We start from the raw sequence: 11,250 nt of genomic DNA, 5'->3' as shown, positions 1-11,250 counted from the left end.
TCACGCGGTCACGGTCCGAAGGCGAACTCCGGTGCGCCGGGCGTGAGGACGGCCGTCGCCGTGGTGGCCGGCCAGTGGGCCGCCACCTCCTCCTCGACCGTCTTCAGCACCTCGGCCACCACCTCCGCGCCCCCGTCGTGCATCGCCTCCACCACCACCAGCACCCGGCCGGTGTGCGCGCCGACCGCCGAGTGCCCGCTCTGCCGGTGGGTCCAGCGGCGCGCGTGTGCCCGGCCCGCGGAGTCGACGAAGGTCACCTCGCCGGGCGCGGGGTGCTCGACGCCACCGCCGAACGCCGTGTACGTCTCGTCCCCGCGGGCCGGGCGCACCTCCAGCAGCGGCCCGGCGATCCGGTCGAGGTCGAGGACCGCCACCGGAACCGCGTACGCCACCGAGACCGCGTTGCACAGGTCCACCAGCGGATGGATCCGCGGCAGCGCGCCCTCCTTCCGCAGCCGGCGCAGCAGCGACTCCGAGGCGGACCGGTACTGCGTCGGACGCAGCCCCATCCGGGTGAAGGCCCGCCGCCAGGCCAGCACCTCCGCGAACTCGCCCTCGGCGGTCCCCGCCAGCCGGGCCACGGCCCGGCCGGTGTACGCGGCGGCGCGCCGCCGGGTGTCGGCGGGGCCGTGGACGCCGGTGGCGTGGAGCACGCCGGCGGCCAGTTCGGGGAACGCGGCCCTGACCTCCTGCGCATGCCGGAACCGCACGCACGTGCAAACGCTCAACAGGAACTCCTCGGTGAGGGGACGGGGACCGGAGACCCTCACCCTGCCCGGCCCCTGGTCCGGCGGCCAGGGCCAAAGACGGCCCGGACGACAGGTCCACAACGGCGCGTGACATCATCGGCCGGGTCCGGGACCGTCCCACGAGGAGCACGACAGACACGATGAACCCCGCTCTGCTGGACGACTTCTCCCTGGAGATGACCGGCAAGGACGTGCCCGGTCTTCAGGAGGCCCGCGACAGCATCCCGCCGGGCACCCGGATCAACATCACCTTCCTGGCCGGCGAGGACACCGGTACCCGGCTGCGGGCCGCCCGCGCGGTCAAGCGGCTCGGTTTCGTCCCCGTACCCCACATCTCCGCGCGCCGGCTGCCCTCCCGGCCCGCGCTGGAGGAGTTCCTCGCCGGGCTGGCGGCCGACGGCACCGCCGAGAACGTGTTCCTCGTCGGTGGCGACCCCGCCCGGCCCGAGGGCCCCTACGAGGACGCCCTCGCCGTCCTGCGCAGCGGGCTGCTGCGCGGCCACGGCGTCCGGCACGTCGGTATCACCGGCTATCCCGAGGGCCACCCCGGCATTCCCGGCCCGACGCTGTGGGCCGCGCTCACCGACAAGGCGGCGGCGATCGGGGCGGAACGGTTCACCGGGGACGTCATCACCCAGTTCGGTTTCGACGTCGACCCGGTCCTCACCTGGCTGGAGGCCCTCCGCGCGCGGGGCGTGCACCTGCCCGTCCGCATCGGCGTCCCCGGACCGGCCGGTGTGCGCCGGCTGCTCGGCTACGCCACCCGCTTCGGCGTCGGCACCAGCGCGTCCGTGGCCCGCAAGTACGGGTTCTCGCTGACCAACCTCGTGGGCACGACCGGCCCCGACCGGTTCCTGCGCACGTTCGCCGAGCGGTACGACCCCGAGCGGCACGGCACCGTGAAGGTGCACTTCTACACCTTCGGCGGACTGCGGGCCACCGCCGAGTGGATCACCCGCTTCCGCCAGGACGCGCCCGCGGCCGGCCGGGGCTGACCGGGTCCCTGGCCAGAGCCACGTACGTGTCGGATTTCCGCCAGCGCCGGGGGTGCGCGGTGGCCGATGCTTGACCCATGCAGACAGGGATGCACCTCGACCGGGAGCACTGCGTGCGTGCCGTGCGGTCCAAGGACGCGCGGTTCGACGGATGGTTCTTCACGGCCGTCCTGACCACGGGGATCTACTGCCGGCCGAGCTGCCCGGTGGTACCGCCCAAGCCGGAGAACATGACGTTCCACCCGAGCGCCGCCGCCTGCCAGCAGGCCGGCTTCCGGGCGTGCAAGCGCTGCCGCCCCGACACCAGCCCCGGCTCCCCGGAGTGGAACCGGCGCGCCGACCTGGTGGCCCGGGCCATGCGGCTGATCGCCGACGGGGTCGTGGACCGTGAGGGCGTCCCCGGGCTCGCCGCCCGGCTCGGCTACAGCACCCGGCAGGTGGAGCGGCAGCTCCTCGCCGAGCTGGGCGCCGGTCCCCTCGCGCTCGCCCGGGCCCAGCGGGCCCAGACCGCGCGGCTGCTCATCGAGACCACCACGCTGCCCATGGCGGAGATCGCGTTCGCGGCCGGCTTCTCCTCCATCCGCACCTTCAACGACACCGTCCGCGAGGTCTTCGCCCTGCCCCCGGGCGAACTGCGCGCCCGAGCGCCCAGGAGCGGGGCCGGCACCCCCGGCGTGCTCACCCTGCGGCTGCCGTTCCGCGCCCCGCTCAACCCGTCCAACCTCTTCGGCCACCTCGCCGCCACCGCCGTACCCGGTGTCGAGGAGTGGCGGGACGGCGCCTACCGGCGCACGCTCAGCCTGCCGTACGGGCACGGCATCGTCGCCCTCGCGCCCCGCCCCGACCACATCGCCTGCCGCCTCACCCTCGGCGACCTGCGCGACCTGACCGTGGCCATCAACCGCTGCCGGCGCCTGCTCGACCTGGACGCCGACCCGGTGGCGGTCGACGGCCACCTGCGCACCGACCCCCTCCTCGCGCCCCTGGTCGACGAGGAGCCGGGCCGCCGGGTACCGCGCACGGTCGACGAGGCCGAGTTCGCCGTCCGGGCCGTCCTCGGCCAGCAGGTCTCCACGGCCGCCGCCCGCACCCACGCGGCCCGCCTGGTCGCCGCCCACGGCAAGCCCCTGGACGACCCCGAGGGCGGACTCACCCACCTCTTCCCGTCCCCCGAGGCACTGGCCGAGGCGGACCCCGGCACCCTGGCCATGCCCCGCACCCGGCGCACGACCTTCACCACCCTCGTCCGTGAGCTCGCCGACGGCAGGCTCCGCCTGGGAATGGAGTCGGACTGGGCGGAGGCCCGTGCCCGGCTCCTGGACCTGCCCGGCTTCGGGCCCTGGACGGTCGACGTCATCGCCATGCGCGCCCTCGGCGATCCCGACGCCTTCCTCGCCACCGACCTCGGCATCCGGCGCGCCGCGGGCGAGCTGGGCCTGCCCGCCACCCCGGCCGCGCTCACCGCCCGCGCCGAGGCCTGGCGGCCCTGGCGAGCCTACGCGGTCCAGTACCTGTGGGCGACCGACAGCCACCCGATCAACTTCCTGCCCGTATAAGGACCTCGCGAGGACTTCGTGATGAAGCAGCACACCGTCATCGACAGCCCCTACGGCCCTCTCACGCTCGTCGCCGACGACGGCGTCCTGTGCGGCCTCTACATGACCGACCAGCGCCACCGCCCGCCGGAGGAGAACTTCGGCGCACCCGACGACACGCCCTTCGCCGAGGCCCAGGAGCAGCTCACCGCCTACTTCGCGGGCGAGCTGAAGGAGTTCACCCTCGACTTCCGCCTGCAGGGCACCCCGTTCCAGCGCAGGGTCTGGGAGCAGCTGACCCGGATCCCGTACGGCGAGACCCGCTCCTACGGCCAGCTCGCCGACGCCCTCGGCAACCCCAAGGCGTCCCGCGCGGTCGGCCTGGCCAACGGCCGGAACCCGCTCGGCATCATCGTCCCCTGCCACCGCGTCATCGGCGCGGGCGGCGACCTCACCGGCTACGGCGGCGGCCTGGACCGCAAGCGCCGCCTGCTGGACTTCGAACGGGGGACGGCCCTGTTCTGACCGCCTTCGCCGCCGTGAGGGCGTCCGTCACCCGTCCGCCTCCGCGGTCAGACGGCGCAGCAGTGCGGGCAGCGCGGTGCCGATCGGCTCGCGGACGATCTCGTCGGCCCGGTCGTCGTACGGCGTGGGTTCCGCGTTGACGATGACCAGCCGGGCGCCGTGGTCGGCGGCCACCCCGGCGAGGCCGGCGGCGGGCTGCACCTGGAGGCTGCTGCCGACGGCGATGAACACCTGGCAGGCCTTGGCGATGGCCACGGCCTCCCCGAGGACCACCGGGTCGAGCTTCTCGCCGAACATCACCGTCGCCGACTTCAGGATGCCGCCGCACTCCAGGCACGGAGGGTCCTCCTCGCCGGCCTCGACCCGGGCGAGGGCGTCCTCCATCGGGCCGCGCGCGTGGCACCGCGTGCAGACGACACTGCGGGCGGTGCCGTGCAGTTCGAGCACCTTGCGGGCGGGCATCCCGGCGAGCTGGTGCAGCCCGTCCACGTTCTGGGTGATGACCCGGACCGGGACGCCGGACCTCTCCAGCTCGGCGATGGCCCGGTGTGCGGCGTTCGGCTGGGCGTGGAGGGTGCGGTTCGCGCGGCGCATCCGCCAGGAGCGCCGGCGGATCTCCGGATCCGCCATGTAGTACTCGTACGTCACGAGCTTCTCGGCCTCCGGATCGCGCCGCCACAGCCCGTTGGGCCCGCGGTAGTCGGGGATCCCGGAGTCGGTGGAGACACCGGCCCCGCTGAGCAGCGCGACGAGGGGCTTGGCCATGGCACCGAGCGTAGGTCGGGCACCCGGGCGGTCGCGAGCGGATAAAGCCGGGTTTTCGAGCAGCCGGCCCGTGCTAGCTTCCCGGCATGGCCAAGGTGACTGTCTCGCTCGACGCCCAGCTCGTCGTGGAGGTCATGGTGCTCGCGGGGGTCGGCAACCCGCAGGACGCCGTGGAACTGGTCGTCCGCGACTACATCGAACGCGGGCACCGCACGGAGGCGCGGGCCGCCGCCCGGGACGAGGCGCTGCGCGAGGTGGACGCCAGGCCCCGCGACCCGGAGGGCTGACCGCTCAGGCCACGCGCCGGCCGTTCTCCAGCTCCGCCGTGCCCGAGCCGGCCGCGAGGACGTCCAGGGCGACCAGCACCCGGTGACCGAGCGCCCCGGGCAGGTGCGCGGTGAGGTCCTCGCGGGCCACCAGGCGCCAGGACAGCAGCTCCTCCTCCTGGAGACGGATCGCCTTCAGGTCGGAGTCGGTCAGGACACCGCCGTCGTACAGGTACGCCACCAGCGGCGGCCGGCCCGCGCCGTGCACCCAGTCCACGGCGAGCAGCCGGCCGGGTTCCCGGTCGAGGCCGATCTCCTCCAGCGTCTCCCGGCGGGCGCCCTGGCGCGGGGTCTCCCCGTCGTCGGACTCGACGGTCCCGCCCGGAAGCGCCCACCCCTCCCGGTAGTTGGGCTCGACGAGCAGCACCCGGCCCTCCTCGTCCCGGAAGAGCGCGGCGGCGCCGGCGAGGACACGGGGCAGGCTCGCGATGTACGCGGCGAAGTCTTGCGTCGTGGTCATGGGGGAAGGGTATCCAGCCGGCCGACGGCTACGGCACGCTCGTCGCCAGGCGCAGGGTGCGTTCGGCCAGCGCACTGATCCGCACGCCGTCGAACCCGAACACCGCGCTGCGCACCGTGTCCTGCAGGGGTTCCCGCCAGTGCGCCGGGATGGCCTCCGCGCCGGTGAGGACGCCGGCGACCGAGCCGGCCGTCGCCCCGTTGGAGTCGGTGTCCAGGCCGCCGCGCACGGTCAGGGCGATGGTCCGGGTGAAGTCACCGTCGCCGTACAGCAGCCCGGCGGTGAGGACGGCGGCGTTCGGGACCGTGTGGATCCAGCCGAGCCCGGCGGTCTCCTCGGACAGGGTGGCCAGGGTCTCCTCCCACGGCAGCCGGGTCTCGTGCAGGGACGCGGCCCGCCGCACGGTCCGGGCCAGCCGGCTGCTCGCCGGTACGACCGTGAGCGCGGTGTCCACGGCGTCCCGGACGGTCGGCGCGGTGAAGGCCGCCGAGATCAGCGCGGCGGCCCACATCGCGCCGTAGACGCCGTTGCCGGTGTGCGACAGCACCGCGTCCCGGCGGGCCAGACCGGCGGCCCGGACCGGATCGCCGGGGCAGGTCCAGCCGTAGACGTCGGCGCGGATCAGCGCACCGATCCACTCCTGGTGCGGGTTGTCGTACGTCGCCGTCAGCGGCGGCTTCAGCCCGTTCGCGAGGTTGCGGTACGCGGCCCGTTCCGCCGTGAACGTCTGCAGGTACGGCAGCCGGAGCAGCCACAGGTCGCCGACCTGCTCGGTGCTGAAGCCGAAGCCGTGGGTCTCCAGCAGGTGCAGGCCGAGGATCGCGTAGTCCACGTCGTCGTCCCGGCAGCTGCCGTGAATCCGCCCGCGCACGCACTGGCGCCACTCCGGGCGCAGTACGGCGGCCTCGTCGGCGTCGGCCGGCTCGGGCAGGTAGTCGGTCAGCGGCAGGGCCGCGGCCCGGCGCAGGTAGCGGTCGATGCGCGCACGGGTCCACACCTCGCCCTGCTCGACCGGTTTGCCGAGCATGTTGCCCGCGATCCGGCCGAGCCAGCCGCCGTGGACGCGGTCGGCGAGGTCCGGTCCGGTGCGCTGGGTGCCCATGGCAGGGGTGTACCCACTTTGCCCGGCCCGCTCCCAGCGGCTTCCCAGGGTTCGGGCGGGGCATGACGGCAGGGGTGTCCTGCGGTTATGGTCACAGCGGCGCGACTGGCCCTGACGTGCGCGGGGCCCGGAGAGCAAGGGGAAGACAAGGTGGCGGACGCTGCAGGGAACGAGACCCGTCGGGTGCTCATCGCCGCGGACAAGTTCAAGGGCTCGCTGACGGCCGTGCAGGTCGCCGAGCGGGTGACGGCCGGCCTGCGCCGGGTCGTGCCGGACCTCGCGGTCGAGGCGCTGCCCGTGGCCGACGGCGGCGACGGGACCGTGGACGCGGCGGTCGCGGCGGGCTTCGAGCGCCGGGAGGTGCGGGTCGCCGGGCCGCTCGGCGAGGAGGTCACGGCCGCGTTCGCGCTGCGCGGCGGCACCGCGGTGGTGGAGATGGCGGAGGCGAGCGGTCTGCAGCGCCTGCCGGCGGGGGTCTTCGCCCCGCTGACCGCCTCCACGTACGGCTCCGGTGAGCTGCTGCGGGCCGCGCTGGACGCGGGCGCGCGGACGATCGTGTTCGGCGTCGGCGGCAGCGCCACGACCGACGGCGGCGCGGGCATGCTGTCCGCGCTGGGCGCCCGGTTCCTGACCGAGGAGGGAGACCCGGTGTCCCCGGGCGGCGGCGGCCTCGCCGACCTGGCCCGGGCGGACCTGTCCGGCCTCGACCCGCGGCTGTCCTCGGTGGAACTGGTGCTCGCGAGCGATGTCGACAACCCGCTGACCGGCCCGAAGGGCGCGCCGGCGGTGTACGGGCCGCAGAAGGGCGCCACGCCGGACGACGTGGAGACCCTGGACGCGGCGCTGGCCCACTTCGCGAAGGTCCTGGAGGCGGAGGCCGGTCCGCGGGCGGCCCGGTACGCGGCGTCCCCGGGCGCGGGCGCGGCCGGGGGGATCGGCTACGGCGCCCTCCTCCTGGGCGCCGGGTTCCGCTCCGGTATCGAGGTCATGCTGGACGTCCTGGGCTTCGCCCCCGCCCTGGAACGGGCCTCGCTCGTCATCACCGGGGAGGGCTCCCTGGACGAGCAGACCCTGCACGGGAAGGCACCGGCGGGGGTGGCCGCGGCGGCGCGGGCCGCGGGCAAGGACGTCGTCGCCGTGTGCGGGCGCCTGGCCCTGCCGACGGAGGCGCTGCTGCGGGCCGGGATCTCGCAGGCGTACCCGCTGACGTCCGTCGAGCCCGACGTGGCCACGTGCATCGCGGACGCGGGACCGATCCTGGAACGGGTCGCCGCCCGGATCGCCGAGGACCACCTGGCCTGAGCCCGGAGGGCGGCTGCGCGAAGAGGAGGGCCCCTCACCCGTCCCGGGTGAGGGGCCCTCCTCGTACGTCGTGCCGTCCGTCGTCCTCGCCGTCGGCTACGGCAGCTGCGCGGCGCGCGCCTCGCGCCGGTTGTCGCGGAAGTTGTTCACCCGGCGGGCCGTGGCGAACAGGGGGATCACCGCGCCCATGACCAGCTGCAGCGCACAGCCCGTCTGGAGGAGCAGCTGACCGCTGGGCGCGTCGAAGGCCCACGCCGCCAGCAGACCCATCGACAGCACGATCCAGGAGAGCATCGCGCCGGCGAGGCGGCCCCGCGGCTTCGGGTACTCCACCCGGCTCACCATCAGCCACGCCGTCCCCAGAATGGCCAGCAGCGTCGCCGCGAACGGCAGCTCCAGCAGCACGATCGAGACCACGGTCAGCGCGCCGAACGGCGAGGGCATGCCCTGGAACATGCCGTCCTTCATCGTCACGCAGCTGAACCGGGCCAGTCTGAGGACCACGGCCAGCAGCACCACGATCGCGCCCACCGCCGCCACCCGCTGGTGCGCGTCGTCGGCGACCATGCCGTAGACGAGCACGAAGTACGCGGGGGCGAGACCGAAGCTGATCAGGTCCGACAGGTTGTCCAGCTCCGCGCCCATTGGCGACGAGCGCAGCTTCCGGGCCACCAGGCCGTCGAACAGGTCGAAGACCGCCGCGCACAGCATCAGGATGACCGCCGTGGCCGCGCTGTGGCGGGTCATGCCGGTCGCCGGGCTGCCGGTGAGGTCCGGGATCAGGATGCCGGTGGTGGTGAAGTACACCGCCATGAAGCCACACGTGGCGTTGCCCAGGGTGAGGGTGTCCGCTATCGACAGGCGGAGCGAGAGAGGCATCTCCTCCTCGTCGTCGGCCTCGTCGGCCTCGGGCACCCAGCCCGCCTGGGTCTCCGGATCAATCACGGTCAATGCGAGTCACCCCAGCCACGGTCTTCTGTCCGACCTCGACCGCGACCTCCACGCCCTCGGGCAGGTAGAGGTCGACACGCGAGCCGAAGCGGATCAGACCGATACGGTCGCCCTGCTCGACCTTCGTGCCCTCCGGGAGGTACGGCACGATGCGGCGGGCCACCGCGCCGGCGATCTGGATCATCTCGATGTCGCCGAGTTCGGTGTCGAAATGCCAGACTACGCGCTCGTTGTTCTCGCTCTCCTTGTTGAAAGCCGGAACAAAGCCGCCGGGGATGTGCTCGACCGACGTCACGGTGCCCGCGAGGGGCGCGCGGTTGACGTGGACGTTGAGCGGGCTCATGAAGATCGCGACGCGGGTGCGCCCGTCCTTCCACGGCATGATGCTCTGCACCACGCCGTCGGCGGGGGAGATGACCCGGCCCGGGGCGATCTCGCGCTCGGGGTCGCGGAAGAACCACAGCATGCCCGCCGCGAGCGCGGTGGCGGGCACGGCGACGGCCTTGGCGACGCCCGAGCGGCGAGCGCGGGCCAGGCTGAGGGCTGCGGTGGCGACGGTCGGGAGAAGCCACGGCGATGCTCCGCGCGCGAGGCGTGCGCCTACCAGGCTGTCGCGGTGTGCAGAGGTTTGGCTGTGGGGCATGGATGACCTTCGTAGCGGATGATGCCGCGCTCTGATCGGGGGACGGCGGCTTTCCCGGGATCGTACCGGTCGCGGGCCACAACTCGGCAAGCCAGGCAGCCGAGTCGGCGGCCGAAGAGTGTCTACGGGGTGTGATCTTCTTCTCGAAGAAAACACCCCGTATCCGGACAATCAGCCCTGGAATCGATACTCTTCGAGCAGCCTGCGCCCGATGATCATTTTCTGGATCTCGGCGGTACCTTCACCGATGAGCAGCATCGGGGCCTCGCGGTAGAGGCGCTCGATCTCGTACTCCTTCGAGAAACCGTAGCCGCCGTGGATCCGGAAGGCGTCCTCCACGACCTCCTTGCAGTACTCGGAGGCGAGGTACTTCGCCATGCCGGCCTCCAGGTCGTTTCGCTCCCCGGAGTCCTTTTTACGTGCGGCGTTCACCATCATCGCATGCGCGGCCTCGACCTTGGTGGCCATCTCCGCGAGCTTGAACTGGATGGCCTGGTGCTGGGCGATCGGCTTGCCGAAGGTGTGCCGCTGCTGGGCGTACTGCACCCCCAGCTCGAAGGCGCGCTGGGCGACACCGCAGCCGCGGGCCGCCACATTGACCCGGCCGACCTCCACGCCGTCCATCATTTGGTAAAAACCTCGGCCGGTGACCCCGCCGAGCACCCGGTCGGCCGGGATCCGCAGGCCGTCCATGATCAATTCGGTGGTGTCGACGCCCTTGTAGCCCATCTTGTCGATCTTGCCGGGGATGGTGAGGCCCGGGCGGACCTCGCCGAAGCCCGGCTCCTTCTCGACCAGGAAGGTCGTCATCGACTTGTGCGGGGCCGTGCCCTCGGGGTGTCCTTCGTCACTGCGGACCAGCACGGCCACGAGCGAGGACGTACCGCCGTTCGTCAGCCACATCTTCTGGCCGTTCAGGACGTACTCGTCGCCGTCCCTGACCGCCTTCGACGTGATCGCCGACACGTCGGAGCCCAGACCCGGCTCCGACATGGAGAAGGCGCCGCGGATGTCGCCGGCCGCCATCCTCGGCAGGAAGTGGTCCTTCTGCTCCTGCGTGCCGTGCTGCTTGAGCATGTACGCGACGATGAAGTGGGTGTTGATGATGCCGGACACCGACATCCAGCCACGGGCGATCTCCTCGACGCACAGCGCGTAGGTGAGGAGCGACTCGCCCAGTCCCCCGTACTCCTCGGGGATCATCAGACCGAACAGACCCAGTTCCTTGAGCCCGTCCACGATCGCTTGCGGGTACTCGTCACGGTGCTCCAGCTCGGTGGCGACCGGGATGATCTCCTTGTCGACGAAGTCACGGACCGTCGAAAGGATCTCCTGCTGGACGTCGGTCAGACCGGCGGTCTGGGCGAGACGGGCCATCTCTACTTCTCCTGCTGCTTCAGCTCCGGGCGGCCCGGCTGCTCGCCGCCGCGCTCCTTGATGTACGTCTCGGTGGGCACCATCACCTTGCGGCGGAAGACGCACACCAGGGTGCCGTCCTGCTTGTAGCCCTTGGTCTCGACGTAGACGATCCCGCGGTCGTCCTTCGACTTCGACGGCCACTTGTCCAGGACGGTGGTCTCGCCGTAGATCGTGTCGCCGTGGAAGGTCGGCGCGACGTGCCTGAGCGACTCGATCTCCAGGTTGGCGATCGCCTTGCCGGAGACGTCCGGGACGCTCATGCCGAGCAGCAGCGAGTAGATGTAGTTCCCGACGACGACGTTCTTGCCGAAGTCCGTCGTCTTCTCCGCATAGTTGGTGTCCATGTGGAGCGGGTGGTGGTTCATGGTGAGGAGACAGAACAGGTGGTCGTCGTACTCCGTGACCGTCTTGCCCGGCCAGTGCTTGTACGTCGCCCCGACCTCGAACTCCTCGTAGGTGCGTCCGAACTGCATCGCGC

The 11,250-nt window shown here is 72.6% G+C and carries 13 protein-coding genes; 5 read left to right on the top strand and 8 right to left on the bottom strand.

All coding sequences use genetic code 11. From position 1 onward, the window contains the following. Positions 1 to 8: 8 nt before the first annotated feature. The gene (locus tag ACZ4VF_RS04260) at positions 9 to 728 is read right to left on the bottom strand and encodes a B3/B4 domain-containing protein (RefSeq protein ID WP_467923087.1); all 720 of its coding nucleotides are present in this window, start codon (positions 726 to 728) and stop codon (positions 9 to 11) included. Between the two features lie 161 nt (positions 729 to 889). Between ACZ4VF_RS04260 and ACZ4VF_RS04255 the strand changes: the two genes are divergently transcribed. From ACZ4VF_RS04255 to ACZ4VF_RS04245, 3 genes are all read left to right on the top strand, one after another. Then, positions 890 to 1,744 (top strand): methylenetetrahydrofolate reductase, encoded by an 855-nt coding sequence (locus ACZ4VF_RS04255; protein ID WP_467923086.1) that lies wholly within the window; start codon positions 890 to 892, stop codon positions 1,742 to 1,744. Positions 1,745 to 1,821: 77 nt separating this feature from the next. Next, positions 1,822 to 3,300 (top strand): AlkA N-terminal domain-containing protein, encoded by a 1,479-nt coding sequence (locus ACZ4VF_RS04250; protein ID WP_467923085.1) that lies wholly within the window; start codon positions 1,822 to 1,824, stop codon positions 3,298 to 3,300. 21 nt (positions 3,301 to 3,321) lie between these two features. After that, positions 3,322 to 3,804, top strand: a complete 483-nt coding sequence (locus ACZ4VF_RS04245; RefSeq protein ID WP_467923084.1) for a methylated-DNA--[protein]-cysteine S-methyltransferase — start codon at positions 3,322 to 3,324, stop codon at positions 3,802 to 3,804. Positions 3,805 to 3,831: 27 nt separating this feature from the next. On the opposite strand, the gene ACZ4VF_RS04240 is transcribed toward ACZ4VF_RS04245, so the two are convergent. Beyond that, positions 3,832 to 4,569: an SIR2 family NAD-dependent protein deacylase gene (locus ACZ4VF_RS04240; protein ID WP_467923083.1), complete on the bottom strand. Its 738-nt coding sequence runs from the start codon at positions 4,567 to 4,569 to the stop codon at positions 3,832 to 3,834. A gap of 86 nt (positions 4,570 to 4,655) precedes the next feature. Between ACZ4VF_RS04240 and ACZ4VF_RS04235 the strand changes: the two genes are divergently transcribed. After that, positions 4,656 to 4,856, top strand: coding sequence for a type II toxin-antitoxin system VapB family antitoxin (locus tag ACZ4VF_RS04235; protein WP_467923082.1), 201 nt, complete (start codon positions 4,656 to 4,658; stop codon positions 4,854 to 4,856). A gap of 4 nt (positions 4,857 to 4,860) precedes the next feature. Here the strand turns inward: ACZ4VF_RS04235 and ACZ4VF_RS04230 are convergent, their stop codons facing one another. Beyond that, positions 4,861 to 5,355 carry an NUDIX domain-containing protein gene (locus ACZ4VF_RS04230; protein WP_467923081.1) on the bottom strand — a complete coding sequence of 165 codons (495 nt, stop codon included), beginning with the start codon at positions 5,353 to 5,355 and terminating at the stop codon, positions 4,861 to 4,863. A gap of 28 nt (positions 5,356 to 5,383) precedes the next feature. Further along, positions 5,384 to 6,457 (bottom strand): ADP-ribosylglycohydrolase family protein, encoded by a 1,074-nt coding sequence (locus ACZ4VF_RS04225; RefSeq protein ID WP_467923080.1) that lies wholly within the window; start codon positions 6,455 to 6,457, stop codon positions 5,384 to 5,386. 150 nt (positions 6,458 to 6,607) lie between these two features. On the opposite strand from ACZ4VF_RS04225, the gene ACZ4VF_RS04220 reads away from it, so the two are divergent. Next, entirely contained in the window at positions 6,608 to 7,759 is a 1,152-nt protein-coding gene (locus ACZ4VF_RS04220; RefSeq protein ID WP_467923079.1) for a glycerate kinase, read from the top strand. Positions 7,760 to 7,855: 96 nt separating this feature from the next. On the opposite strand, the gene pssA is transcribed toward ACZ4VF_RS04220, so the two are convergent. From pssA to ACZ4VF_RS04200, 4 genes are all read right to left on the bottom strand, one after another. Further along, entirely contained in the window at positions 7,856 to 8,674 is an 819-nt protein-coding gene (gene pssA, locus ACZ4VF_RS04215) for a CDP-diacylglycerol--serine O-phosphatidyltransferase (RefSeq protein ID WP_467923769.1), read from the bottom strand. A 22-nt stretch (positions 8,675 to 8,696) separates the two neighbouring features. After that, positions 8,697 to 9,353, bottom strand: coding sequence for a phosphatidylserine decarboxylase (locus ACZ4VF_RS04210; protein WP_467923078.1), 657 nt, complete (start codon positions 9,351 to 9,353; stop codon positions 8,697 to 8,699). 171 nt (positions 9,354 to 9,524) lie between these two features. After that, a complete protein-coding gene (locus ACZ4VF_RS04205; protein ID WP_190050162.1) occupies positions 9,525 to 10,730 on the bottom strand; it encodes an acyl-CoA dehydrogenase family protein in 1,206 nt (401 codons plus the stop codon). Positions 10,731 to 10,732: 2 nt separating this feature from the next. After that, positions 10,733 to 11,245, bottom strand: a complete 513-nt coding sequence (locus ACZ4VF_RS04200; protein WP_392813747.1) for a MaoC family dehydratase — start codon at positions 11,243 to 11,245, stop codon at positions 10,733 to 10,735. Positions 11,246 to 11,250 lie beyond the last annotated feature (5 nt).

Source organism: Streptomyces sp. NPDC029151 (assembly GCF_055564315.1).
The sequence above is the reverse complement of the archived record's forward strand: the minus strand, read 5'-3'. Positions and strand labels throughout refer to the sequence as shown.